Origin of the sequence: Candidatus Regiella endosymbiont of Tuberolachnus salignus (genome assembly GCF_964020115.1) — a bacterium.
Lineage (GTDB): Bacteria > Pseudomonadota > Gammaproteobacteria > Enterobacterales > Enterobacteriaceae > Regiella > Regiella insecticola.
The window spans coordinates 1,097,965-1,122,359 of record NZ_OZ026542.1; the positions used below are offsets into that span (position 1 = coordinate 1,097,965).

Annotated in this window: 25 protein-coding genes; 6 read left to right on the forward strand and 19 right to left on the reverse strand. The window is 45.7% G+C overall.

Translation table 11 applies throughout. The features are described from left to right. Positions 1-125: 125 nt before the first annotated feature. The 4 genes from AACL30_RS05735 to AACL30_RS05750 all read right to left on the reverse strand — a co-directional run bounded on the left by AACL30_RS05735 (position 126) and on the right by AACL30_RS05750 (position 3,459). Positions 126-2,297, reverse strand: a complete 2,172-nt coding sequence (locus tag AACL30_RS05735) for a replication endonuclease (RefSeq protein WP_339057545.1) — start codon at positions 2,295-2,297, stop codon at positions 126-128. Positions 2,298-2,433: 136 nt separating this feature from the next. After that, on the reverse strand, positions 2,434-2,808 hold the full coding sequence (locus tag AACL30_RS05740) for a hypothetical protein (RefSeq protein WP_339057544.1): 375 nt from the start codon (positions 2,806-2,808) through the stop codon (positions 2,434-2,436). A 76-nt stretch (positions 2,809-2,884) separates the two neighbouring features. Further along, positions 2,885-3,232 carry a DUF5347 family protein gene (locus AACL30_RS05745; RefSeq protein WP_339057543.1) on the reverse strand — a complete coding sequence of 116 codons (348 nt, stop codon included), beginning with the start codon at positions 3,230-3,232 and terminating at the stop codon, positions 2,885-2,887. A 14-nt stretch (positions 3,233-3,246) separates the two neighbouring features. Further along, positions 3,247-3,459 carry a phage filamentation protein Fil family protein gene (locus AACL30_RS05750; protein ID WP_339057542.1) on the reverse strand — a complete coding sequence of 71 codons (213 nt, stop codon included), beginning with the start codon at positions 3,457-3,459 and terminating at the stop codon, positions 3,247-3,249. 169 nt (positions 3,460-3,628) lie between these two features. Here AACL30_RS05750 and AACL30_RS05755 point away from each other — a divergent pair, with 169 nt between their 5' ends. Then, positions 3,629-4,093: a hypothetical protein gene (locus tag AACL30_RS05755; protein WP_339057541.1), complete on the forward strand. Its 465-nt coding sequence runs from the start codon at positions 3,629-3,631 to the stop codon at positions 4,091-4,093. A gap of 455 nt (positions 4,094-4,548) precedes the next feature. Here the strand turns inward: AACL30_RS05755 and AACL30_RS05760 are convergent, their stop codons facing one another. Continuing rightward, a complete protein-coding gene (locus tag AACL30_RS05760) occupies positions 4,549-4,761 on the reverse strand; it encodes a hypothetical protein (RefSeq protein ID WP_339058009.1) in 213 nt (70 codons plus the stop codon). On the opposite strand from AACL30_RS05760, the gene istA reads away from it, so the two are divergent. After that, positions 4,760-5,938 (forward strand): IS21 family transposase, encoded by a 1,179-nt coding sequence (gene istA, locus AACL30_RS05765; RefSeq protein ID WP_339056344.1) that lies wholly within the window; start codon positions 4,760-4,762, stop codon positions 5,936-5,938. The genes AACL30_RS05760 and istA overlap by 2 nt on opposite strands. Next, a complete protein-coding gene (istB, locus tag AACL30_RS05770; protein WP_339058365.1) occupies positions 5,935-6,732 on the forward strand; it encodes an IS21-like element helper ATPase IstB in 798 nt (265 codons plus the stop codon). Before istA ends, istB begins: the two co-directional genes overlap by 4 nt. Positions 6,733-6,766: 34 nt before the next feature. On the opposite strand, the gene trbG is transcribed toward istB, so the two are convergent. Genes trbG through trbB form a run of 6 tightly spaced genes read right to left on the reverse strand, consistent with a single transcriptional unit; the run spans position 6,767 to position 12,619 of the window. Then, positions 6,767-7,639: a P-type conjugative transfer protein TrbG gene (gene trbG / locus AACL30_RS05775; RefSeq protein WP_339058010.1), complete on the reverse strand. Its 873-nt coding sequence runs from the start codon at positions 7,637-7,639 to the stop codon at positions 6,767-6,769. A gap of 16 nt (positions 7,640-7,655) precedes the next feature. Beyond that, entirely contained in the window at positions 7,656-8,360 is a 705-nt protein-coding gene (locus tag AACL30_RS05780; protein WP_339058011.1) for a VirB8/TrbF family protein, read from the reverse strand. After that, positions 8,357-10,933: a conjugal transfer protein TrbE gene (locus AACL30_RS05785; RefSeq protein ID WP_339058012.1), complete on the reverse strand. Its 2,577-nt coding sequence runs from the start codon at positions 10,931-10,933 to the stop codon at positions 8,357-8,359. Before AACL30_RS05785 ends, AACL30_RS05780 begins: the two co-directional genes overlap by 4 nt. Continuing rightward, complete coding sequence (locus tag AACL30_RS05790; protein ID WP_339058013.1) at positions 10,930-11,241, reverse strand: conjugal transfer protein TrbD; 312 nt, start codon at positions 11,239-11,241, stop codon at positions 10,930-10,932. The genes AACL30_RS05785 and AACL30_RS05790 overlap by 4 nt, the downstream gene beginning before the upstream one ends. Positions 11,242-11,243: 2 nt before the next feature. Then, on the reverse strand, positions 11,244-11,651 hold the full coding sequence (locus AACL30_RS05795; RefSeq protein WP_339058014.1) for a TrbC/VirB2 family protein: 408 nt from the start codon (positions 11,649-11,651) through the stop codon (positions 11,244-11,246). A gap of 11 nt (positions 11,652-11,662) precedes the next feature. After that, the gene (gene trbB, locus AACL30_RS05800) at positions 11,663-12,619 is read right to left on the reverse strand and encodes a P-type conjugative transfer ATPase TrbB (protein WP_339058015.1); all 957 of its coding nucleotides are present in this window, start codon (positions 12,617-12,619) and stop codon (positions 11,663-11,665) included. 515 nt (positions 12,620-13,134) lie between these two features. Here trbB and map point away from each other — a divergent pair. The 3 genes from map (at position 13,135) to AACL30_RS05815 (ending at position 14,616) form a co-directional block, all read left to right on the forward strand. Beyond that, positions 13,135-13,926: a type I methionyl aminopeptidase gene (gene map / locus AACL30_RS05805; RefSeq protein ID WP_339058016.1), complete on the forward strand. Its 792-nt coding sequence runs from the start codon at positions 13,135-13,137 to the stop codon at positions 13,924-13,926. Between the two features lie 202 nt (positions 13,927-14,128). Continuing rightward, positions 14,129-14,446, forward strand: a complete 318-nt coding sequence (locus tag AACL30_RS05810) for a TrbM/KikA/MpfK family conjugal transfer protein (RefSeq protein ID WP_339058017.1) — start codon at positions 14,129-14,131, stop codon at positions 14,444-14,446. A 17-nt stretch (positions 14,447-14,463) separates the two neighbouring features. After that, positions 14,464-14,616 (forward strand): hypothetical protein, encoded by a 153-nt coding sequence (locus AACL30_RS05815; RefSeq protein WP_339058018.1) that lies wholly within the window; start codon positions 14,464-14,466, stop codon positions 14,614-14,616. 31 nt (positions 14,617-14,647) lie between these two features. On the opposite strand, the gene sucD is transcribed toward AACL30_RS05815, so the two are convergent. From sucD to sdhC, 8 genes are all read right to left on the reverse strand, one after another. After that, positions 14,648-15,526, reverse strand: coding sequence for a succinate--CoA ligase subunit alpha (gene sucD, locus AACL30_RS05820; protein WP_339058019.1), 879 nt, complete (start codon positions 15,524-15,526; stop codon positions 14,648-14,650). Continuing rightward, a complete protein-coding gene (gene sucC / locus AACL30_RS05825; RefSeq protein WP_339058020.1) occupies positions 15,526-16,692 on the reverse strand; it encodes an ADP-forming succinate--CoA ligase subunit beta in 1,167 nt (388 codons plus the stop codon). The genes sucD and sucC overlap by 1 nt, the downstream gene beginning before the upstream one ends. A gap of 178 nt (positions 16,693-16,870) precedes the next feature. Next, on the reverse strand, positions 16,871-18,094 hold the full coding sequence (odhB, locus tag AACL30_RS05830) for a 2-oxoglutarate dehydrogenase complex dihydrolipoyllysine-residue succinyltransferase (protein WP_339058021.1): 1,224 nt from the start codon (positions 18,092-18,094) through the stop codon (positions 16,871-16,873). A gap of 26 nt (positions 18,095-18,120) precedes the next feature. Next, positions 18,121-20,934, reverse strand: a complete 2,814-nt coding sequence (gene sucA / locus AACL30_RS05835; RefSeq protein WP_339058022.1) for a 2-oxoglutarate dehydrogenase E1 component — start codon at positions 20,932-20,934, stop codon at positions 18,121-18,123. 196 nt (positions 20,935-21,130) lie between these two features. Continuing rightward, complete coding sequence (locus AACL30_RS05840) at positions 21,131-21,847, reverse strand: succinate dehydrogenase iron-sulfur subunit (RefSeq protein ID WP_339058023.1); 717 nt, start codon at positions 21,845-21,847, stop codon at positions 21,131-21,133. A gap of 26 nt (positions 21,848-21,873) precedes the next feature. Then, a complete protein-coding gene (gene sdhA, locus AACL30_RS05845; protein ID WP_339058024.1) occupies positions 21,874-23,640 on the reverse strand; it encodes a succinate dehydrogenase flavoprotein subunit in 1,767 nt (588 codons plus the stop codon). Continuing rightward, complete coding sequence (gene sdhD, locus AACL30_RS05850; RefSeq protein ID WP_339058025.1) at positions 23,641-23,988, reverse strand: succinate dehydrogenase membrane anchor subunit; 348 nt, start codon at positions 23,986-23,988, stop codon at positions 23,641-23,643. After that, positions 23,982-24,371, reverse strand: coding sequence for a succinate dehydrogenase cytochrome b556 subunit (sdhC, locus tag AACL30_RS05855; RefSeq protein WP_006705295.1), 390 nt, complete (start codon positions 24,369-24,371; stop codon positions 23,982-23,984). The genes sdhD and sdhC overlap by 7 nt, the downstream gene beginning before the upstream one ends. Positions 24,372-24,395: the final 24 nt, after the last annotated feature.

Genomic DNA, 24,395 nt, shown 5'->3' on the forward strand with positions numbered 1-24,395 from the left:
ATAGGCAACTGCTTTAAAATTGTTTTCACATCTCTTACTCAGTAGCCAGCTATCATCTATCTTGTCAATATACTTATCAGATAGCGTGATTTTTTTGTTGAGGGACGTCACCTACTCAATCCCCCTCAAACCCGCATCGGCACCGCTACTTTTTTCACCTTCTGCCGTATGATCACTTTTCGTTCAAGGGGACAGTTATTGCCACGAGTCCGAGTCCAAGGGACGGAAAATCCGTCCGGCAGGTCAACAGCAACGACCACCTCATTAGGCTGCTTATCATTTTTCACCTTACGTACCCGTTGCCAGCGCTCGTCATGGGTACCAATCCGCGACTCAATGCCCAGCCGGGGCGACCACACACCGTAAATCTTCATGCCCTTCTCCCCGTAAGCATTCAGGGTATCCGACGCCACATAAGCAGTGCGCACAGTATGGTCTTTACGCGGCACCAACACCCCGCCTTGCTTGAGTATATAGGTGGCCATACACCCGGCATCGGCGGCAGCCAGCACCTCATCCATCGCCTTATCTGCCAGCTGTTGCCCCCTTTTCTTCGTTTTTGATTTGCGCTGCAACTGCCCGGCCAGTAAACGTAATTCACGGTAAGTTTGGCGTGACGGAATACCAAAAAACTGAAATTGCCGTACCCGGTGCAAACTCGCCCACGCCACGACATGTTCAACCGCTTCATGAAGCGGCTTACCGGTCTCATGACTCAATAAGGGTTCCCCCGTAGCCGGATCGGCGGCGCTTTTCAGCACACTGCCATCCAGATTCTTACTCACATATTTGGTCAAATAACCGGTCGGCGTGCCCTTGCTTTTCAGTACCGGCTTGACATCAAAACGCGGTTTGATATTTTTGCCGAGCTCCTCGCGATCACGTCGGATAGCAAATTCACGTAACACCGCGGTAATAGCAACCCGATCTTTTCTCGCCATAAAACACAGCAAATGCCAATGCACGGTGCCATCATGATGCGGTTCAGCAACCCGCACGCCATACCAACGCAGCCCCAGCTTGTTCATTTTTTTACGCACGCCCGCAAACAGATCGACCAAATAATCACTGCTCTCACGCACCGTCTGGAGCGCCCATTTAGGATTGGGTTTGCCGCAAGACAAGGTGGCGTGATAACGCGACGGACAGGTAACGGTATAAAACATCGCATAATCCCCGCGCTGTTCGGCCAAATTTTCCAGCCCTTTGGCGGTCGTCATCATTTCCAGTCGACGCAAGTGGGGATTGCTGGTACTGCGCTTTACCACCTGCTCCATGTCCAGTGTCACCCCGGCTTCATTCACCAATTCATGCGAGCGGATAAAGTCCAAGGCACAGCGATCTTGCTCACGCTTACGGGTCAACGCATCCTGGCTGACATAAGCCGACGCCTGTTTATGCACCAAACAACTCGCCCGGTGTTGCTCCTCACGCCATTCACAACGCAAACGCCACAATTGGCGCGTCCACCACTCAGCACAACAGAGCCGGGCTAAGGCGCCGGGGATCAAATGATAAGGCACCTTGCCCCGATGCTGTATCGTCTGATTTAAACTGTGCCAATAGGGCGGGGTAATCGCAAAGCATTTGGCTTTATTGGCCACCTGCTGATAAATCCGCAATATCTCATTCGGATCAGTATTATCTGCTGGTAACCTGTCAGCAAAAGAACAAAAAACAGTCTCGATATGCCCAGCGACCAAGGTGGCGAGCCGTTTCACCTCCTTGCGCGACAACGCTGGCAGCCATAACAACCCCTCCAGTCGCGCCCAACCGGCGACCTGCTGATAATCTGGCGTCTGCTGCTTATCACGCAGCGCTGCCAGTCGCTGCAAAGCGGGTTTGACCCCCTTTAATAAAAAAGCCTCGGCACGCTTATCGCCCGCTTCCCGGCGCAGATAATCAAGACGCTTTTGTAACGGCTGGCGAATAAATTTTGGCTGTTGTTTTAAAACTTCTTCCACCGCCCACGCCGGCTCGCTGACCCGCCTGCGCTGGTTCTGTCTCGCTTGCCACCGCGCCTTTTCTTGAACCAAATGCCGCTCTTCGGCCTTTTCTATCACGTCTTGCAGCGTCTGTTGTCTGATCTGTTGCTCTTCGGTTAACGCCGGCTTCTGCCGCCGTCGCCGCTGTGCGTCCTCAGCTATCAGCCGCTGTAACGGCGTGAGAGGCTCTGGCGGGAGTTCCTCCATCCGATAGTGATTGACACTTTTTCTCGGCGCGTTCCATCGCCAACAAAAAGGCGCATGACCGAGATAAGCGGTGGGCTGCAAAAGTTCGACTGCCGGGGGGGTCATTATTTTCTTTTTTCCTTGCCGATAATAAAAAGTGAGGGGCAGTCAATAGCGTGTCATCCGTCATCGCCTTATTTTTAGCGAAAACGGATCCCACACCCTAAAAGCGTTTATTTATTTCAGTGATAAATTAATCCTGTTAATTAAGCAGTTGGCAACACTCGATATAGATCAAACGATCAGGCCGTAATAAAGAATATTTTATTCCTTGTTTTATTTCGTCTGTATCGGCATCGGATAGCAGAGAAGTTTTAAAAGCCTCATGGCATAATCGACCCATGCGTTGTATTTCATGTCGCCGGTGTTTAATAAGGTTATTTTTTAATGTCGATAAATGGTGAAATAATAAGCCTTCAATTAAAGTGGCGAATGACGAATAATACGCTAAGAGTTTAAGATAATGGTTGCCGGCTTTTTTTGAGGTATCAGAGAAACGCTTATTTTCATATAAAATAAACCGGGCGTGATACTGACTAATCACATAACGCTGGTCGATCTCAATATAAAGAGGCATGGTAATTTCCGTATTGGAGTGTTAATAACACCGACACAATAATCAGTTTATTTATTTTAAAAATGAATTAATGTTATTATTCCGTTTTATTTGGCACCGGGTCACAATCAATATAAGTCATCCTATTAGGAAATAAACTCACCGCGGCGCGTAATCGGTTCATGGCGTCAATTAAATTAATTTGTTCTTCGGGATAGAGTTGTTTAAATGCCAGCGCATGCTTTTTTCTTTCAATCCCGGCCAAATAATACAGCGCCCCTTTCATTTGTGGATCGGTCTCCTCCATCTCCTTAATCAGTGCTGGGATCTGCCCTTGATATTTTTTATCCGGTAACACTTGCCATAATAAAGTGGTATTTCTCAGACCACATTGCCGCTGGGCTAAATTTAGCGGCACAACACGAGCGGGTTCAGTATTCGCCATCAACGCCACCTTATTTAAGCAAAAATGCCCATCACCCTTGAAAACCACCGGCGGCGCGGGTGACGTATGACGGGAGCGCTTATCCCGTGAATAAATTGCACTGCCTGCGGATTAGGTTGCACGCGACGCCCCTCCGGCGTCTCCAACCAGCCACGGCGGTGACGGTGATGGGTGATTTCAGGAAGGGCGGGTAAGGGGGTCACGGTAGTACAGGATTTAGTTAACATCGGGTATTCTCCATTTAAGTGAAAAGAAGTGCCGGACTATTTCACCCCGTCCGGCGCGGGGTTATGTGGTAATATCGTTATACCTGCTTCTCCACTCAAAGATGACGCAGGCATAACCTCCCACCACCACAAGGATCCACAAAAAACAGAACAGGAAACCGAATAAACAATGAACACACAGCCCCCTCGCGATCTACTTTTTGAACTGTATTACAGTTATTATCTCGAAAAAATGACCGAAACACTGAACAGGAGGATCGACAAACTGGGGTGTTTCTTTCAAATGTTTCTGGGTTTGGTTGTTGTTGTTAACAGTGCTTACGGGTGGCTGTGCGGTATCCTTATCGCTAGCATGTCCGGTTTTCAATTCTCTTTTAAACCAGGTGAGGTAGCGGGTCATGCAAAAAATCAGGCGCTCAAATACCGACAACTGATTGATGAAATAGAAAAAATAAGCCCTGATATTATTGCAAAGAAGCGATTGGAAATTGAAAAGGAAGACAGCCCTACTCTCAGTTCGCTTTTCAATCCAGCAAGGAAGAGAGCAGCGATTACACTCAACTACCCGCAAGAAAAGCCATTGACGCTGAATGAAAAATGCTTTGCTTGGATGGCAGGGGGTATTCCCTCCTGATACCTTCATTAGTCTGTTCATCGCTTTAATTGCCTCAATAACCGCATGGAAACCCTTTCCCGTTCGCAAAAAATAATCGCCTGACTGGCGGGTGATCTGTCGACAAAACCGCCTCACTTTTTCACGCAATAACCTTCAATTCTATAAAGCCCTTTCGCCAATTTAATTGCTCTTCGCTTTCTCTATGAAGAGCCTAAATTCTCTGAGTTGAAATTGAAAAGCAACCAGTCTGATCTTGAAAAAGAAATTGCCGCATTTTCTAAAAAACAGGTAAATAGAGAAAAATATGAATTTAAGGATATTATTCCTGGTTCTGTCGTGATGATACTGAAGCCACTTCATTGCGATGAAGCACTTCCCAAACATATATGCCCCCATTGCACCACAGACTTTGTAATATCTCCGTTGCAGCTTAGAAGACAGGGAAGCGGAGAATGGCTTAATTGTCATAAATATCATCTCGAAATAGTGTAAAAAGCCCAGGGTATAACAGTGTCTATTTTTTGAATTTTAAAATGCATCGGTTGTTCCTGTAATAAATAAAGCCCTTTCGCCAATTTCATTGTCAGCGCTAATGATAAAAGACCGTAAATTGCTAATTTAATTTGTCCACTCAAGCCAGAATGCAGTTTCCTTTGTGGTGACAAAGCCATGAGGGAAATAAGCATGCTAAGAAGAGAGGACCACTACATGATAAAACAACGCCATCAACAGGGGGCATTTATTGTTGATATTGCCCATCAGATAGGGTGTTCAGAAAAAACGGTGAGACGGCACATTAGCTATCCTGCGCCGCCAACAGCAAAACGCGGTAAAAAACAGGTTGCTAAACTCGAGCCCTTTAAAGACTACATCGATTCAAGGTTGAGTGAACAGGTTTGGAATGCGGCGGTTATTTTTGAGGAAATCCGTGAAAAAGGCTACCGGGGTGGGAGTGCGATGCTCCGACGTTATATACATCCCAAACGTCCGCTCAGGGCCTCGAAAAACACGGTACGCTTTGAAACCCTCCCCGGTTATCAACTTCAACACGATTGGGGAGAAATCATCGTTGAGGTGGCAGGCTCTGCCTGTACGGTTAATTTTGCCGTTAATACGCTCGGTTTTTCGCGTCGCTTTCATGTCTTTGCTGCCCCTAAGCAAGATGCTGAGCACACGTATGAATCGCTGGTTCGCAGCTTCAATTACTTCGGTGGCAGCGTAAAAAATGTCTTGGTAGATAACCAAAAAGCCGCTGTTATCAAACATGGACAAAATGGCCACATCGAGTTCAATGCGGGCTTCCTGCAACTGGCTAATCACTATGGGTTTAGCCCTCGCGCCTGTAAGCCTTATCGACCGCAAACGAAAGGCAAAACCGAACGGATGGTGGGCTATGTTAAACACAATTTTTTCACTCGCTACCGTCAGTTTGAGAGTTTCGCTCATGTTAATCAACTGCTAGCGATGTGGCTGGCGAAAGTGGCAGACCAGCGTCATCTTCGTCAATTCAAGCAGACACCGGAAAATCGTTTTGCTGAGGAAAAAATAGCCTTGATGCCACTCCCTGCGACTGATTTCGATACCAGCTACTTCGACCTACGACAAGTGGCATGGGACAGCTATATCGATGTCAGAGGTAATCGCTATAGCGTGCCTTCATTCTGGTGTGGTCGTGCGGTTAATATTCGTATCGGTTTAGATAATACGCTACGTATTTACGGCGATGAGCAACTGCTCGCGACGCATCTCTTGCAGGAGGTAACGCAGGGCTGGCAAAAGGTGCCAGAACATCATCAAGCCCTTTGGCAACAGGTCAATCGAGTAGCGTCTCGTTCGCTCAGTGTGTATGAGGAGCTACTCTGATGGAAATGGAAAACTTGTTGATACGGTTAAAAATGGATTACCTGGGCGATGCGTTGGAGAGTTTATGTGAAGAAGCCACCAAGAAAGCACTGAACTACCGTGAATTTCTCCAGCAGGCATTAGCCCAGGAATGGAACGGGCGTCACCAAAAAGGCTTGGAATCGCGGTTAAAACAAGCACGTTTGCCGTGGATAAAAACCTTGGAGCAATTTGACTTTACTTTCCAACCAAGTATAGACAGGAAAATTATCCGCGAGCTGGCGGGGCTGAGGTTTGTCGAACATCATGAAAACGTCATTTTGTTAGGCCCACCTGGGGTAGGGAAAACGCATTTGGCGATAGCGCTGGCTGTCAAGGCAGCTACAGCTGGGCATCGGGTATTGTTTATGCCTCTGGATAGACTCTGCTGTACCTTAATGAAGGCAAAGCAAGAAAACCGTCTGGAACGCCAACTTCAGCAACTGTGCTATGCCAGGGTATTAATACTGGATGAAATCGGGTATTTACCGATGAATCGCGAAGAAGCTAGCCTATTTTTCAGGTTATTGAGCCGTCGTTATGAAAAGGCGAGCATCATTCTCACATCAAATAAAAGTTTTACTGATTGGGGGGACGTATTCGGTGATCACATTTTAGCAACTGCGATTTTAGACAGGCTTTTACATCATTCAACCACATTGAATATTAAAGGAGAAAGCTATCGACTCAAAAATAAACGCAAAGCAGGCATGTTGCCTATAAAAACGACTGATATTATCCAGGCGCCTGGAATAGAAACCCAACAGGAAAATTAGCAAAAACTGGACATTTTAAAGTAGCAAAAAGTGGTCAATCTAAAGTAGCGTTGACACCTACGCCGGAAATCAGCATCGCTTTATCGAAAACGGTATCCACGAGATAGCGATTTCCCTGAACACGGTAGTTCACCATTTGTGTTTCCGCATTAGAGATAGAGCCCGCATTTTTACGTATCACTAAAAGTACTGGCGCTTCGCTTTGTTTCATGGTGGTTGGCATCTCAATAATGGTCTTACGGCCATCGTTATATACCCGAGTGGGTTTCCAACGGGCAGAGCCTGTTAATTGATAATTGAAATCTAAATCGCCTAAATATTCTCCTGTCTGTGGGATGGTTTTTTCTTGGCGCTCTTGCACTTTACTATTGCGAATCGCATTCCACTTCGCTTGTGCGTCCTCCGGGTAAGTAAAGGAAACAAATGGCATAAATCGATTGCGGCTCGAACGTAGACGAAAATGATAGGTTCGACGGTTAGTGGTCACCACCAATGAAGTATCGAGCCCGACATCAAGGGGTTTGATCAGCAAATGCATCGTTTGATTTTCACCCGCCCCGGTAATCGCCGGCTCGACGTTAAAACGGGGATCACCGACATTTAAATTATTGACCTGTTCACCCGCTTGCAAAGCGATATCGCACACCTGGAGCACCGCACAGAGAATTTGGGTTTGACCAGTGGTATAAACATAATTAATCGCGCCATTGGGGCCTGCAAAAGGCTTGCTGGTGTCGCTGCCGGTTTGCCACTGCTGTCCAATAGAGAGCGCGGCTTTTTCTTGCGCTGTTAATAAAGGTTCATTATCAGAAAAATAGTGCTCGCCCAACGAATTATCGCCAGGCGCCGCAATGAGCATCATGGGTATCACGCTAAAAATCAAAATAGAGAGAGATGTTTTTTTCATAATCGTAGCCCTGGGCTTAAAGTTGCTTAGACCAATTAAAGTCTTTGATAAAAATGTAATGAGGATTCATAAATATTTCGCCGGATGGCATATCAGCATCTTTATTTTGATAAATAGTAACCAATGCACGCATTCTAAAAGGCTCCTCTTTAGGTGAACCATCACGTGCTCGTACCGTTTCAATCCAATCGACTTGCCAAGAATCTTTTGATTGCTGGATAACCGATTTAATGTCTACGCTTACGGTTTCATTGGTGGCTCTGTTAAATGGATTGACTTCTTGGCTGGCATTTAAATATTCGTTCGCTTTCACCGTCGCTGGATCGTTAGGTGCAAGATAGCTGTAGGTGCGTAATATGGATTTGCGTTGTACTTCCGCATCGGGTGTGACCAGCCGGATGTTGTTGATCCAATCGGCAACCGCTGTACGATAATTGTCCACTTTAACGTCAGGGATATGATCGGCTCGGGTCATGGAAATGGTATTGCCATTACAATCTTGTCGGTACACCAAAGGAATAAATTTAGATTGGCTACTGATATAAATCAGCCCCCCCACTGCCGCGAGCGTTATCAAAAGGCAAATCAGGCTGAAAAAAATAGCCAGCGTGCTATATTCCATCACGCTGCCAACATGGCTATTCCAGGAACGACGTGCATTGGTATAAGGATTAGTGGTGTCCTGAGTGGGAGATGATTTTTTTTTACCCAAAATGTTCATGCTATTCCCCTATTTCTCCATTTCGAATAGGCTTTAAGATAATCATTAAGATCTATCCCATTCAGCTGCGCCCATTCATAAATCCAGGCTTCACCCTGCGTCATTTCAAGTTTTCTAATCGTAGCAATGGATTCTTTATCCGTAGAGCCAACAAAAGCCAGCGCCAAGGGACCCAGTGCCAGCTGATATAAACGCCGTCCACTTTCAGAGACGTAATAGTAATCACGCTTGGGGACAGCAGAGGCAATAATTTCAATTTGGCGCGGATTTAAACCCATGCCGCTATAAATTGCCGCGGTTTTTTCCTCGCGTGCGTTTGGATTAGCTAAATAAATTCGGCAAGCCGTTGATTCAGTAATAATGTTTAGGATCCCTGATTTGAGCGCTTCCGAAATACTCTGTGTGGCCATTAACACAGCGCAATTTTTCTTCGCCATCGAGCGCAACCATTCTTCGATTTTATCGCGAAAAGCAGGGTGGGCGAGCATCAACCAGGCTTCGTCGAGAATGAGTAAAGTGGGCCAGCCTTCAGCTTCGTCTAAGGCTTCTTCAATCCGCATAAACAAATACAGCAGTACTGGCAGTGCAAATTTTTCACCCAAACCAAGAAGCTGCTCAATCTCGAAAGTCATAAAATTGGAGAGATGTAAGCCGTCTTCACTTGCATCAAGCAGATGTCCCATATTGCCATCTACCGTATAAGGTTTGAGTGCCTCACGAATTTCAGCATCTTGCACCGTCACACTGAATTCGGATAAGGTTTTTGAATCGCTATCATTCATGCTCATAATGGCGGTGGCAATTTCGTTGCGCTGTGCCGGCGTGGTAATCACTCCATTTAATGCCAGAATGGTGTTTATCCATTCCGCTGCCCAAGCGCGGCGAGCGCGCGTATCGATTTTCGCTAAGGGCGCAAAAGCCAGGGTGTCGTGATTAGCTGCGATAGTGAAATGCAATCCGCCCGCCGCTTTGCATGTCGGGTACATTGACAGTCCTTTATCAAAGGCGTAGATGCGTGCGCCAAGATAACGGCGCCATTGAAAGGCAATCAAACCGAGTTTGGTTGATTTACCGGTACGGGTTGGCCCGAAGATAATGCCGTGTCCGAGATCACGCACGTGCAAATTCATACGAAAGGGAGAATTACCGCTGGTTATCGCGTGGAGTAGTGCAGGCGCATTCGGTGGAAATAGCGGAGACGGCGCCCGATTCTCACCGGTCCAAATGGTACTGGTTGGCAGTAAATCAGCGAGATTCATGGTATTGATTATTGGACGCCTGATATTTTCCACGCCGTGACCGGGTAAAGATCCCAAAAAAGCATCCATGGTGTTGATGGTTTCAACCCGCGCTGAAAATCCCAATCTTGCAATCGATTTTTCAATTTGGCATGCCGCGGCTTCTATCTGTTCGCGATTTTCGTTCATCAAAATAACGACACTGGTGTAATACCCTTGTGCGACCATATTACTGTTGGTTTCAGCAATAGCGGATGAGGCATCCGCCACCATCATCATGGCATCTTCGTCTATATGACCACTGTTGGTGTTAAAAACTTGATCAAAAAAACCACGCACTTTTTGCTTCCACTTTTTGCGAAATTTTTCTAAATGTGAAATCGCTTCATGCTGATCCATAAAAATGAATCGGGATGACCAACGGTATTCAATCGGCAATTCAGCCAAACTCGACAAAATGCCTGGATGCGATTCGAGCGGAAATCCTTCAATGGCGACGGCTTGAATAAAATGCCGACCAATCTTTGGTACCACCCCTGTCCATAACTCTTGACCGCCGATAAGCCCGTCGATATACATCGGATTATTGGGCAGTTGAATGGGATGGTTTAAACCGGTGACGCAAAATTGTAACCATTGTAAAAACTGATCCTGTGTGACGGTGGATCCATCTTCGTTACTTATCTTTTTACTACCCAGTCGTTCTAGATTGATCGCAGCTGAAAGACGTGATTCAAAATTAATCATCTCCCGTTTGAATTGTTCTATCAATTGGGTGGTGCCGAGTTTTTTATCTGGTTTGTACGAATCGTCATCAAACATCAGCTCAACAAATTTACGTTCCGCCAACATGGGCGGAAACCAGGTGACAGTAAGGATAAAAAAACCTTCATACAGCATGCCCAAATTTTCGAATAAATTGCGGCGCTCCTCATCAATCGCCGCGGAAACCGGATCGGTAAAATGTGAAAGCCTTCTTTCACTGTAATTTGGCGCTGGTCTACGTACCGCATCAATATGCATTAACCAACCACTGCCCATATTGGCAAACGCTTGGTTGATGCGAAAAGAGATTATCTCTCTCTCCGCATCGGTAGCACTGGCATTGTCAGCGCCACTGTAAAACCAGGCGGCCATAAAAGAGCCGTTTTTGCCAACAATGACACCCTCATCAACCACTGCCGCATAATTAAGTAAATCGGCCAGTCCACAATCACTGGACTGATGTTTTTTTAATCTAAGACTGGCATTCACCATACAGACACGGGTAAACAAAATACAAAGCAGCAGTATCCCCAAGACAGCAATGGTGATGGTGATAACAGTGACCGTCATTTATATTGCTTCTCCTGACTAACAGTATTAATACGATAAGGCGTTGATCGTGCAGGATAGTAAGGTTTGTATTGTCTGTTGCGCAGATAAACAAAACGCATTTTGGGATCCGCCTTCGCCATTTTTCGCAACACCCAGATAGCAGCAAACCACAAAAAGGTGCCGATGATGGCGGCATTCCAGTCTTGAGCGGCTAATATCAAGATGGCGGCAAGTAATCCGGAGAACATCACCATTTCACGATCTCCGCCCATAAAAAGGCTATCTCGATTGCCTGCTCGGTGAATAGCGATAGTGCGCAATGCCATGGTTATACGCGACCGGTTGGTAAGCTATTAATTAATCCATTTGGCCACAATGCGATTTCAGTTCCACCCGCGGTAATAGCTGACAGAGTGCCTTCTGCTGCAACAATGAAACAGAGTACTAAGACAATAAAGATCAAAGTACGTAAAAAACCGTTCATATCCCCGCCAAAAATAAGCGCTGCCCCAGCACCAATTAAGCCGATAATGGACGCAGTGAAGGCGAAGGGTCCTTTGACTGAATTACGGATCTTATCGAGCCAACCATCAAACGGCAGGCCACCCCCAGCAGTACCAGAACCTGTGCTTGATGCCAAAGCAGGTTGAGTGATAATTAATAACAAAACCGTGAGACTAATAAGCGCGATGATCATTTGATAACTAAAAGTAAAACGAGGCAGATTAAGTTGCATGTTAGTTTTCCTTAAAGATGACGGGTTTGATAATGGCCATTTTGGTAACCGGAAATCTCGATGATCCCCTGCACACGACGGCCTTCGGGGGTTTTAGCGATATGAACAATCACATGCACCGCATCGCCAATCAGCGGTTCAATATCAGAAGGCGCGGTTGGATTACGTGTAATCAGTGACTTTAAACGCGTTAGCGCTGACAGGGCGTTATTGGCATGCAAGGTCGCGGCACCGCCTTCGTGCCCGGTATTCCAGGCATCTAACAAATCTAATGCTTCAGCCCCCCTCACTTCACCGACCAAAATACGATCGGGGCGCATACGTAGAATGGTTTTAAGCAACATCGTCATGGTGACTTCCAATGTGGTGTGATATTGAACACAATTCTGTGCCGCACATTGAATTTCACCGGTATCTTCGATAATACAAATCCGTTCCGTCGGATCATTCAACACCATTTGATGAATAACGGCATTAACCAGGGTGGTTTTTCCTGATCCGGTTCCCCCGATCACTAAGATATTACGGTGATCACACACCGCTTGTTTTATCGCGCTACATTGTTCCGCTGTCATGATGCCAGCGGTGAGATATTGATCGAGCGTAAAGATAGCAATCGCTTTTTTACGGATAGCAAAGGTAGGCGCTTGAACAACCGGGGGGAGCTGTCCAGCAAAACGCGAGCCATCAAGCGGTAATTCTCCTTCAATCAAAGGCGTTAATCGGGTAACGGTTTTGCCATGATAACCCGCGACGACTTGAATCACTGCCGCCGCGCGTTGTGGCAACATAGAGCCAATGCACTTCATCTTTTCGCCCAGTTTCTCTTGCCAAATGCCCCCATCTGCATTGAGCAGTACTTCTATTGTTTTGGGATCTTCTAATGCCGACACTATGGTTGACCCAAGATCACGGCTCAACTTTTCAATAGCGCGTAGGTTGATGGATGACTGTTCTGCTGTTGTCATTGTCTACATCCATGATGTTCACAAAGAATCTACATAATAAATGATAAAAAACAATAATTAGTCAACGAAATGGTTATTTATAAATAGGAAGAAATGGGGAAAGAGAAGAACTTCTTCTGAGAGCCTATTCGAAATCTTCTTTGAGCTGCGCTAAAACGGGAAAAAAGAGGAGGATAAAAGAGTAGAGCACTGATGGGCAGGGGACTAAAAGGAGAAAGGTAGCGGGAGGTGCCGTCTGAAATATTTATTACGGTGTGAAACTCGTGTCTGAATAGGGGTTGTCATCAAGGTTAGGTTGAAGCATGATCTTTTTTCAATTATTGACAGCTTTCAATAATAGACTTCTTGCATAACTTACTGCATAGCACGAGTTCTGCGTTACGTGGTGTTCATCATCCTCATGTACTTTGTGTTAACGAAGGTTGCTGGCTCCGGGTGCCTTGGCGTTGCGCCCCGAATTACGGTTTGCAAGAATCTAATGCTGCCTAATTTCATTAGCTTACGGACTTACTTAAATGGCAATTTCAATTAAAACCCCCGAAGATATTCAAAAAATGCGCATTGCTGGCCGTTTAGCTGCAGAAGTACTCGAGATCATCGAGCCTTATGTTAAGCCTGGTATCAGTAGTGGTGAATTGGATCGCCTATGCCATCACCATATTACCCATAAGCAGAAAGCGTTGTCGGCTTGTTTGGGTTATCGAGAGTTCCCTAAATCTGTTTGTATTTCGATTAATGATGTTATCTGTCATGGGATCCCGAATGATAACGCCATATTGAAAAATGGCGATATTGTGAACATCGATGTTACTGTGATTAAAGACGGTTTTCATGGCGACACCTCAAAAATGTTTATTGTCGGTGATCCAACAGCGCTAGGACAACGTCTGTGCCGAATTACACAACAAAGTCTTTACTTAGCCATCAATATGGTCAGGCCAGGTATCCGTCTTGGTAGCCTAGGAACCGCCATCCAGAAATTTGTTGAGGCAGAAAATTTTTCGGTGGTACGTGAATACTGTGGACACGGCATTGGCAGAGGTTTTCACGAAGCTCCCCAAGTACTACATTACGAGGCGGATGATCATGGTGTGGTGCTGAAAAGTGGCATGGCTTTCACCATTGAACCCATGGTCAATGCAGGCAAGTGCCACATCCGTATGATGAAAGATGGTTGGACAGTGAAAACTAAAGATCGCAGCTGGTCGGCACAATATGAACATACGCTGGTGGTGACAGATAATGGTTGTGAAGTGATGACTTGGCGCGCGGATGATACTATTCCGAAAGTCATTACACACGAATAATGAATAAGAGAAAATGTGAGCGGGTGTATAGGAAAGGTTTTTGTCGCACAGTGTATTGTTAGAGCTATTTGAAATCTCTTGTGCAAGCCGTCTTTTGTTAAAAATGAGCATCGCTCAAGAAGATTTCGAATAGGCTTTTAGCAAACAACGGTTGCTAATTTTTTTTGCTCTTCTTTTAATCTTTATTTGGGAACCATTAAAAATGAAAAGATCTTTATTATTAGCGTTTTTCCTGAGCAGTTTATCGAGTTTTTCACTTTCTGTTCAAGCCGATGATGCTTGTGAAGCCGTACTCTGTATGTTTGGTAAAATGGAAAAGAGCGCTGTCTCTGAATGTGCATCGGCCGAAAAGGAATTTTTCAGTATCAATGTATTTGAAGATGATGATGATGAAAAATTTGATGCTGAAAAAACCCTTGAGAAACGCCAAGAATTTTTGCAGCAGTGCAAAGACGCCGATAAAGACACTATTTCTAAGATTTTAGACAATTTTGGACGTAAGCAGGGAAGTAAAGAGTAGGTATATACTCTTTGTCTTTGAAGTTGCCGCTAGGCGGCCAGAGTGTGAGACCGATGAGCGTAGACAGACTACGTGATTCGGCGAGCACTCGCAGCCAACAACGCGGCGGCTTCAAAAGCGAAGGGTATATTGGCAAAAAAATGGAATGTCATCAAACATTCCATTTTTAGTCATATAAGATCATTTTTAGCTTATTTCATCTTAAGACGAAACGGATTTTTCGGTTTTTACAGCTTCACCAATCTCAGCCAAACTACGGACTGTTGTTACCCCTGCTGCCTCCAACGCGGCAAATTTTTCCTCCGCGGTTCCTTTACCGCCGGCAATAATAGCCCCCGCATGACCCATTCGTTTGCCTGCTGGGGCTGTCACGCCTGCGATATAGGCGATAACGGGTTTAGTGACGTGTTTTTTAATGTATTCCGCCGCTTCTTCTTCTGCATTACCGCCGATTTCACCAATCATGACAATGATTTCTGTTTGGGGATCTGCTTGAAATAATTTTAAGATATCAACAAAATTAGCGCCGGCAATGGGATCACCGCCAATGCCCACACAACTTGATTGACCCAGGCCAATATCCGTTATTTGTTTTACCGCCTCATAAGTGAGCGTCCCTGAGCGCGAAACAACACCGACTTTGCCGGGGGCATGGATATGGCCAGGCATAATGCCAATTTTACATTCACCCGGGGTGATCACCCCTGGGCAGTTAGGGCCGATCATCCTGACACCACTTTGATCCAGTTTGGCTTTTATCACTAACATATCTAATGTCGGTATGCCTTCGGTAATGCAGATGATGAGCTCGATACCGGCATCAATCGCTTCCAGAATAGAATCTTTACAGAAGGGTGCCGGTACGTAAATAACCGATGCTGTCGCGCCTGTTTCTTTGACGGCGTCACGAACGGTATTAAACACCGGTAAACCCAAATGCGTTGTACCGCCTTTACCGGGAGTCACCCCGCCGACCATTTGTGTACCGTAAGCGATAGCTTGTTCAGAATGGAAAGTCCCTTGGCTACCAGTAAAACCTTGGCAAATTACTTTAGTGTTTTTATTAATTAAAATAGACATTATTGACTCCGCGCGGCAGCTACGACTTTTGTAGCAGCATCGTTCAGGCTGGTGGCAGCGATAATATTTAAACCGCTGTCGGCTAATTTTTGTACACCCAATGGCGCGTTATTTCCTTCAAGACGAACCACCACCGGCACTTTAACACCGACTTCATTTACCGCACCAATAATGCCGTCGGCGATCAGATCACAGCGCACGATCCCACCAAAAATATTCACCAAAACGGCTTTTACATTGTCATCCGATAAAATGATTTTAAAGGCTTCGGTAACACGCTCTTTGGTCGCCCCCCCGCCGACATCTAAAAAGTTGGCGGGCTCAGCACCGTGCAGTTTTACGATATCCATGGTTGCCATGGCTAAACCTGCCCCGTTCACCATACAACCGATATGGCCATCGAGCGCGACATAGTTGAGCTCCCATTTAGTAGCATGGTTTTCACGTTCATCTTCTTGGCTTGGATCACGCATTTCAAATAATTTTTTTTGACGAAACGACGCATTGCCATCGACTGATAATTTGCCGTCGAGACAAATTAAATCGCCTTGTTTGGTGATGACCAGTGGATTGATTTCCACTAACGACAGATCGCTTTCTAAGAATAATTTGGCGAGACCCATGAAAATTTGGCTAAATTGCTTGACTTGCTTAGCATTTAACCCCAATTTGAACGCCAATTCACGTCCTTGATAGGGTTGTGGCCCTGTTAATGGATCTAAGGCGAGTTTATGGATCAATTCGGGCGTTTCTTCTGCTACCTTTTCAATTTCAACGCCGCCTTCGGTTGACGCCATAAACATCACACGGCGTGAAGAGCGATCGACTACCACCCCAAGATACAACTCTTTATCGATCTCAGTCACGGCTTCAACTAAAACTTGTTTAACGGGTTGCCCTTTGGCGTCTGTTTGGTAAGTGACTAAATTTTTACCTAACCACTGGGTTGCAAAAGCCTCGACAGCTTCTTTGCTGTCCACCAATTTTACGCCCCCGGCTTTACCCCGCCCACCCGCGTGGACTTGGCATTTTACTACCCATTTATCCCCCGGAATTTTTGCGGCGGCGGCAGAGGCTTCTTGTGCTGTGCTGCAAGCGTAACCTATTGGAACTGGCAAGCCATTTTCAGAAAATAATTTTTTTGCCTGGTATTCGTGTAAGTTCATGTTGTTTATCCCTATAAAGGCCTACCCTTCGCCTTTGAAGCCGCCGCGTTGTTGGCTGCGGGTGCTCGCCGAATCACGTAGTCTGTCTACGCTCATCGGTCTCACACCCTGGCCGCCTAGCGGAAACTTCAAAGGCGAAGGGTATAACCTCTGTGTTTTTTTGCCTGGGTTGATTTTTTTATACGTCGAGCAGCAAACGGGCTGGATCTTCCAGCATTTCCTTTATTGTCACTAAAAATCCTACCGATTCCCGCCCATCGATTAAACGGTGATCATAAGAAAGCGCCAAATACATCATCGGCAAGATCACCACTTGACCATCAACTGCCATTGGCCGATCTTTAATCGTATGCATGCCGAGGATGGCACTTTGTGGTGGGTTGATGATAGGGGTTGACATTAAGGAGCCGAAGACACCGCCATTGGTAATAGTAAAATTACCGCCGGTGAGTTCTTCTATTGTCAATTTTCCATCACGCCCTTTTATCGCCAGTGCTTTGATCTGTTTTTCAATTTCTGGCATGGATAGCGTATCTACATCACGTAGCACCGGTGTCACCAAACCACGGGGTGTAGAAATCGCAATACTGATATCAAAATAGTTGTGATACACCACATCAGTACCATCTATGGCTGCATTCACTTCTGGATAGCGTTTTAGCGCTTCAAGTACCGCTTTGATGTAAAAAGACATGAAACCTAAACGGATGCCGTGGCGTTTTTCAAAGGCTTCACTGTATTGTTTTCGTAGATCCATAACCGGTTTCATGTTGATTTCATTAAAAGTAGTCAACATGGCGGTGTTGTTTTTTGCTTCCAATAAACGTTCAGCAATCCGTTTACGTAGGCGCGTCATGGGGACACGTTTTTCACGCAGCTGATTTAACACAGGGATAGCCGTTGGCGCTTCTTTTTTCGTATTCGAGCCGGTTAAATTTTTTTGCTGGACTAAATACTGATCGATATCTTCACGTGTGATACGACCGCCGACGCCACTGCCTTTGATCATACTGGCATTGATATTATGCTCTGCTATCAAACGACGAATGGCAGGGCTCAGCGCATCGTTAGTCACTTCTGCTGACTTAGGGGATCTATCCTGATTGGTGTTTGCCGTTTTCTTCTCTGGTGGTTTTGCTTCTATGGTTTTATTCGCACTATCGTTGGGATTAATAGAGCCAACCCGCTGTTTTGCTAGCACAGTAGCCCCTTCGTCTTCATAAATCTTTTCCAGAGTACCTGATTGGCTGGCCGGTACTTCTAAAATCACTTTATCAGTTTCAATTTCTAATAGAATTTCATCACGCTGGATGGTATCACCTGGTTTTTTATGCCAGGTGGCCACTGTCGCATCAGTCACCGATTCAGGTAGATCAGGAACCAAAATATCTACGCTCGTCATTATTTTTATACCTTATAATTAAATAATCAGCTATTTAACGCGTCATTCACCAAATCTTGTTGCTGTTTTTGATGTACTGACATATACCCCACCGCCGGTGATGCTGAAGAAGGGCGACCGGCATAACGTAACGACGCTCCCTGTGGTATCACTTCATAAAAATTATGTTGGCTACAATACCAAGCGCCTTGATTAAGCGGCTCTTCCTGACACCAAACAAAATCACGTACATGGGCGTAATCTTCCAGCAGCTGTTTGATGACAACATGTGGAAACGGATAGAGTTGCTCGATACGTATAATGGCGATATTGGTTTGCTTATTTTCACGACGCTGTTTTAGTAAGTCATAATAGACTTTGCCTGAACAGATCAGGACGCGGTCAATTTTTTTCGCATTCAGTGGATCAATCTCACCAATGGCGGGTTGAAAAGTGCCATTGGCCAATTCGTCAAGAGAAGAGGTCGCCAAGGGATGACGGAGCAACGATTTGGGTGACATAACAATCAATGGCCGACGCATACCGCGTAACGCTTGACGACGTAACATGTGGTAAACCTGTGCCGGTGTTGATGGAACGCAGACTTGCATATTTTGCTCAGCACAAAGTTGCAGATAACGTTCCAAACGGGCAGAAGAATGTTCAGGGCCCTGGCCTTCGTAACCATGTGGTAATAACATGACTAAACCACACATTCTGCCCCATTTTTGTTCACCCGAGCTGATAAACTGATCGATAACCACTTGCGCGCCATTGGCAAAGTCGCCAAATTGCGCCTCCCAGATGGTTAAGGTGCGCGGTTCAGCGGTCGCATAGCCGTATTCAAATGCCAGTACCGCTTCTTCTGATAGCACTGAATCCCAAACTTGAAATTTGCCTGCTGGCTTCTGGGTATCTTTGATATTGGCTAATGGCAGGTAAACAGAGCCGTCTTCCTGATTATGAATTACGGCATGACGATGAAAGAAAGTCCCACGGGCGGCATCTTCACCCGATAAACGCACAGAAATGCCTTCATCAATCAGAGTGGCGTAAGCCAAATTTTCAGCGGCACCCCAGTCAAATGGCTTATTTTCTTCTATCATTTTGCGCCGATCAGAGTAAATTTTATCCACGCGCGGTTGCATTGTTATCGTGTCTGGTACAGTGCTAATAGATTGGGCTAAGTTTTGTAAATGTTGCTTATCCACTTGGCTGTGATACTCGGCGTCCCATTCATGCTTAAGATAAGGAGACCAGGTATCAGAATTCATTGTCATCGGACGCCATTCTTTAACCACGCAATCGCCGTGCTCTAAAGCATCACGATACAAATTGGCTTTTTCCGTATCCTCTCCCGGATTAATTATTTTTTGTTCAATGAGCTTATCAGCATAGATTTTACGCGGCGTAGGATGTTGGGTGATTTTCTGATACATAAGAGGTTGTGTTGCATTGGGCTCGTCCGCTTCGTTATGGCCGTGGCGCCGATAACAGACTAAATCAATCATCACATCGCGTTTAAATTTGTTCCGAAAATCTAAGGCTACGCGGGTGACAAAGGCCACTGCTTCCGGATCATCGGCATTAACGTGAAAAATCGGTGCTTGCACCATTTTAGCAATGTCAGTGCAGTATTCTGTAGAACGCGCATCTTGCGGATTAGAAGTAGTAAAACCAATCTGGTTGTTAATCACAATACGTATGGTACCACCCACTTCATAACCGCGTGCTTGTGACATATTTAGCGTTTCTTGCACCACCCCTTGACCGGTAATGGCGGCATCACCGTGAATAGTAATAGGTAATACCTTATCACTTTGCATTTCAGTTAAACGATCACGGCGGGCACGTACTGAGCCTATGACTACCGGGCTAACAATTTCTAAATGAGAAGGATTGAACGCTAACGCCAGGTGTATCAGATTTTTTTCTATTGCTAGATCAGATGAAAATCCTTGGTGATATTTGACGTCACCGGTGCCTAAATTTTTTTTATGTTTGCCGGCAAATTCGTCAAACAAATCTTGAGGCAGTTTTCCGAGTATATTCACTAATACATTAAGACGTCCGCGATGCGCCATCCCCAACACCACTTCGCTGGTTTTACTTTTACCGGCATGGCGGATCATTTCTTTTAGTAAAACGATCAGAGAATCGCCGCCTTCCAATGAAAAGCGTTTAGCGCCAGGGAACTTGGTACCTAAATAACGCTCCAACCCTTCAGCGGCAGTGAGTTCGTCAAGAAAGCGGCGTTTTTCATCGTCATTAAACAACGGTTTACCCACTACTGATTCAATGTGCTGTTGGATCCAGCGCTTTTCTTCCGTATTGGTAATGTGCATATATTCAATGCCGATCGATCCACAATAAGTTTGTTCAAGCGCTTGACAGAGATCAGCCAATTTCATGGTGTCTTTGCCAACGACAAAAGAACCGACATTAAAGGTTTCCTGCAAATCACTTTTAGTCAAATGATGAAAGCCGGGGTCAAGCTCAGGAACAGGCTTCTGCTGCCACAAACCAAGAGGATCAAGATTGGCGTGTTGATGACCACGAAAACGGAATGCATTGATCAATTGCAGTACTTTAACTTGTTTTGCATCTGCTTGTGGATCATGTGAAGAACAAGAAGTCTTAGCCATTTTCGCTAATCGGCGAAGCTCATCACGTATTTTGGAATGGAATTGTTCTGGTTGGTTTTCTATCGTCGCGGGGAGTTGTTGGAAAATGGAACGCCAATGCTGGTCAACAGAAGCGGCGTCGGTTAAATAATCTTCATAGAGCTGTTCTATATAAGACTGGTTTGCACCAGCCAAATAGGAGGAATCCAGCCAAGCTCCCATGGTGCTGTTTTGCATTATGATCCCTTAAGGTGTCATACCCTTAGCCTTTTGAAGGACTGTGGGTATAAGGCTTTAATTTTCATTGTGGTTAATATTTATACCCTTCGGTTGCCAGGGCAACCGACCGATGAGCGTAGACATACTACGTGATTCGGGCGGACACCCGCAGCCAACAACGCGGCGGCTTCAAAGGCGAAGGGTATAAACTAAATTATGCACTACGCTGTAATAACATAGATTTAATATGGCCAATTGCCCGCGTAGGGTTGAGTCCTTTGGGGCAAACGCTGACACAATTCATGATACTGTGGCAACGAAAAACACTGAAAGCATCGTCGAGATCGTCTAAACGCGATTCGGTTTCAGTATCTCTACTGTCTATTAAGAAACGATAGGCTGCCAGTAAGCCGGCAGGGCCAATAAATTTATCAGGATTCCACCAAAATGAAGGGCAAGAGGTAGAGCAACAAGCGCAGAGTATACATTCATATAATCCATCTAACTTTGCTCGCTGTTCTGGAGATTGTAAATACTCACGGGCGGGTGGATTTTTGCCATCGTTGAGCAGATAAGGCTTAATTTTTTCATATTGTGTATAAAATTGAGCCATATCAACCACCAGATCACGCACCACAGGCAAGCCGGGAAGAGGTCGGATGACAATTTTTTTGCCTTTTCTTATCAAGGTTGATAAGGGGGTAATGCAAGCGAGGCCATTTTTACCATTCATATTCAAGCCATCAGAGCCACAAACCCCTTCACGGCATGAACGACGAAAAGCCAAGGTTGGATCCTTTTCTTTTAACTGGATGAGAGCATCTAGCAACATCATATCGCGCCCCTCAGGAGCCTCTAGGGTTGCGTCCTGCATATGGGGGGCATTATCAACATCCGGATTGTAACGATAAATTGAAAATTCAAGCTTCATTATTTTTTCCTCTACAATCCGTTAATTCAATAAGAACGCACCTTGGGTTGAAATTCCTTCAGGTGTTTCGGTGCCAGATTGACTTTGCGACGTGTCATGCTTTCAGTTTGTGGCAAATAGAGTGAGTGACATAACCAATTCGCATCATCACGCTCTGGAAAGTCAAAGCGGCTGTGCGCGCCGCGACTTTCGGTACGGAAATTAGCGGAAACGGCTGTAGCATAGGCGGTTTCCATCAAATTATCCAGTTCAAGGCATTCGATACGCTGCGTATTAAACTCACTGGAAGTGTCATCCAAACGTGCTCCTTTTAAGCGCTCGCGGATCATTTTCAGCTCGGCTAACCCCTTGGCCATGGCATCCCCTTCTCGGAATACCGAAAAATTATTTTGCATGCAAGCTTGGAGATCTTTGCGAATGGTAACGGGATCTTCACCAGTACGGGTATTTTGCCACCGGTTCATGCGCTGCAAGGACATTTCAATATCCGACTCAGTGGCATCACAGAGCGAGCCTTGTTCTTCCAGTGATGCTGCTAAATGCTTACCGGCGGCACGACCAAATACAATGAGATCCAGTAGGGAATTACCCCCGAGACGATTGGCACCATGTACCGAAACACAAGCAATTTCACCGACGGCGAATAAACCTGGGATCACCACATCTTCCCCTTTTTCATTCACTGTTATCGCTTGACCACTTATTTTAGTGGGAATGCCGCCCATCATGTAATGGCAAGTGGGTATAACAGGGATAGGCTCTTTTACCGGGTCAACATGGGCAAAGGTACGTGACAATTCGAGAATACCGGGCAAGCGTGATTCCAACACTTCTTTACCCAAGTGATCCAATTTTAATTTGGCATGCGCCCCCCAAGGGCCATCACAGCCACGACCCTCGCGGATTTCGATCATAATGGAACGTGCGACCACATCACGCCCGGCCAAATCTTTAGCATTGGGGGCGTAGCGTTCCATAAAACGCTCCCCGTTTTTATTCAGCAGATAACCGCCTTCGCCACGGCAACCTTCAGTCACTAACACACCGGCGCCGGCAATACCGGTTGGATGAAATTGCCACATTTCCATATCCTGCACTGGAACGCCGGCACGCAGCGCCATGCCGACACCATCGCCGGTATTAATGTGTGCATTGGTGGTGGATTGATAAATACGCCCGGCGCCGCCGGTCGCTAAAATGGTGGCACGTGCTTTGAAGTAAACGATTTCACCGGTTTCCATAGCCATAGCGGTGCAACCCACAATCGCCTTGTCTTGATTTTTAACCAAATCCAAAGCATACCATTCAGAAAAAATAGTCGTTTTATTTTTTAGGTTTTGCTGATACAGCGTGTGTAGCAAAGCATGGCCAGTCCGGTCGGCCGCCGCGGCAGTGCGCGCCGCTTGCTCACCACCAAAATTAAGCGATTGCCCACCAAAGGGACGTTGATAAATACGCCCATCGTCTAAACGAGAAAAAGGCAAACCCATATTTTCAACTTCTAAAACCGCCTCTGAGCCGGTTTCGCACATATGTTTGATCGCTTCATAGTCACCAATGTAATCGGAGCCTTTGATCGTGTCATACATGTGCCATTGCCAATTATCTGCATGATTATTGCCCAGTGCTACGGTAATCCCCCCTTGCGCGGATACCGTATGAGAACGGGTAGGAAAAACTTTAGAGATTAATGCACAAGATAATCCCATTTGCGAGATCTGTAACGCGGCACGCATGCCTGCACCGCCCGCACCGATCACAACAGCGTCAAATTCTCTGACGGGCAGCTTCATTTAAACACTCCACATCACAATAGTTCCGTATAATAAATAGACTAACAGTGTGATAACCACCATTAACTGTAATACCAGGCGCAAGGCAAGTGGTTTTACATAATCAGTCAATACTTGCCACAATCCTATCCAAGCATGCACTAAAATCGATAACAATGTCAGCAAGGTAAAAACCTTAGTAAAAATTAAAGCAAAAAAATTATGCCAAATTTCATAGTTGATATCAGGGGCTATAGCGATAAAACCGACTATATAAAGGACATATAAAAAAATAACTATTGCGGAAGCTCTCAGCAATAGCCAGTCATGCACCCCATTGCGCCCCAGTGCAGAAGCGTTGCTTACCATAAAAATACTCCAGCCAAAATTGATAGCACTAAGGTTAGCCCGATAACCACTTGAGCAGAACGCGTACCGGCGGTTAAACTCTCTGGAATATAGCCGAAATCCATGAGCAAATGACGGATCCCACCGCAAATATGGTAGGCAAGTGCAGTCAATATCCCCCAAAAAATAAATTTGGCAACAATACTGCTTAGTATCGTTGCCGCTTGCATAAATCCTTCAGGAGAAGAGAGAGAGAGCCCCAGCAACCAGAGAAGAATACCGACGGCCACGAAAGTGATCACGCCTGAGACGCGGTGTAAAATGGATGCTAATGCGCTGACAGGAAGTTGGATTGTTTGTAAGTCTAAATTGATAGGTCTTTGTTTTTTCAAGATTGCACCCATACTGCCGTAGTTATTTCATTGATT

What these genes read in the sequence shown, in the direction of transcription:
- AACL30_RS05735 (WP_339057545.1), bottom strand. Translation starts at nt 2,297, where the DNA reads ATGACCCCCCCGGCAGTCGAACTTTTGCAGCCCACCGCTTATCTCGGT.
- AACL30_RS05740 (WP_339057544.1), bottom strand. Translation starts at nt 2,808, where the DNA reads ATGCCTCTTTATATTGAGATCGACCAGCGTTATGTGATTAGTCAGTAT.
- AACL30_RS05745 (WP_339057543.1), bottom strand. Translation starts at nt 3,232, where the DNA reads ATGGCGAATACTGAACCCGCTCGTGTTGTGCCGCTAAATTTAGCCCAG.
- AACL30_RS05750 (WP_339057542.1), bottom strand. Translation starts at nt 3,459, where the DNA reads ATGTTAACTAAATCCTGTACTACCGTGACCCCCTTACCCGCCCTTCCT.
- AACL30_RS05755 (WP_339057541.1), top strand. Translation starts at nt 3,629, where the DNA reads ATGAACACACAGCCCCCTCGCGATCTACTTTTTGAACTGTATTACAGT.
- istA (WP_339056344.1), top strand. Translation starts at nt 4,760, where the DNA reads ATGCTAAGAAGAGAGGACCACTACATGATAAAACAACGCCATCAACAG.
- AACL30_RS05760 (WP_339058009.1), bottom strand. Translation starts at nt 4,761, where the DNA reads ATGCTTATTTCCCTCATGGCTTTGTCACCACAAAGGAAACTGCATTCT.
- trbG (WP_339058010.1), bottom strand. Translation starts at nt 7,639, where the DNA reads ATGAAAAAAACATCTCTCTCTATTTTGATTTTTAGCGTGATACCCATG.
- AACL30_RS05780 (WP_339058011.1), bottom strand. Translation starts at nt 8,360, where the DNA reads ATGAACATTTTGGGTAAAAAAAAATCATCTCCCACTCAGGACACCACT.
- AACL30_RS05785 (WP_339058012.1), bottom strand. Translation starts at nt 10,933, where the DNA reads ATGACGGTCACTGTTATCACCATCACCATTGCTGTCTTGGGGATACTG.
- AACL30_RS05790 (WP_339058013.1), bottom strand. Translation starts at nt 11,241, where the DNA reads ATGGCATTGCGCACTATCGCTATTCACCGAGCAGGCAATCGAGATAGC.
- AACL30_RS05795 (WP_339058014.1), bottom strand. Translation starts at nt 11,651, where the DNA reads ATGCAACTTAATCTGCCTCGTTTTACTTTTAGTTATCAAATGATCATC.
- trbB (WP_339058015.1), bottom strand. Translation starts at nt 12,619, where the DNA reads ATGACAACAGCAGAACAGTCATCCATCAACCTACGCGCTATTGAAAAG.
- map (WP_339058016.1), top strand. Translation starts at nt 13,135, where the DNA reads ATGGCAATTTCAATTAAAACCCCCGAAGATATTCAAAAAATGCGCATT.
- AACL30_RS05810 (WP_339058017.1), top strand. Translation starts at nt 14,129, where the DNA reads ATGAAAAGATCTTTATTATTAGCGTTTTTCCTGAGCAGTTTATCGAGT.
- sucD (WP_339058019.1), bottom strand. Translation starts at nt 15,526, where the DNA reads ATGTCTATTTTAATTAATAAAAACACTAAAGTAATTTGCCAAGGTTTT.
- sucC (WP_339058020.1), bottom strand. Translation starts at nt 16,692, where the DNA reads ATGAACTTACACGAATACCAGGCAAAAAAATTATTTTCTGAAAATGGC.
- odhB (WP_339058021.1), bottom strand. Translation starts at nt 18,094, where the DNA reads ATGACGAGCGTAGATATTTTGGTTCCTGATCTACCTGAATCGGTGACT.
- sucA (WP_339058022.1), bottom strand. Translation starts at nt 20,934, where the DNA reads ATGCAAAACAGCACCATGGGAGCTTGGCTGGATTCCTCCTATTTGGCT.
- AACL30_RS05840 (WP_339058023.1), bottom strand. Translation starts at nt 21,847, where the DNA reads ATGAAGCTTGAATTTTCAATTTATCGTTACAATCCGGATGTTGATAAT.
- sdhA (WP_339058024.1), bottom strand. Translation starts at nt 23,640, where the DNA reads ATGAAGCTGCCCGTCAGAGAATTTGACGCTGTTGTGATCGGTGCGGGC.
- sdhD (WP_339058025.1), bottom strand. Translation starts at nt 23,988, where the DNA reads ATGGTAAGCAACGCTTCTGCACTGGGGCGCAATGGGGTGCATGACTGG.
- sdhC (WP_006705295.1), bottom strand. Translation starts at nt 24,371, where the DNA reads ATGGGTGCAATCTTGAAAAAACAAAGACCTATCAATTTAGACTTACAA.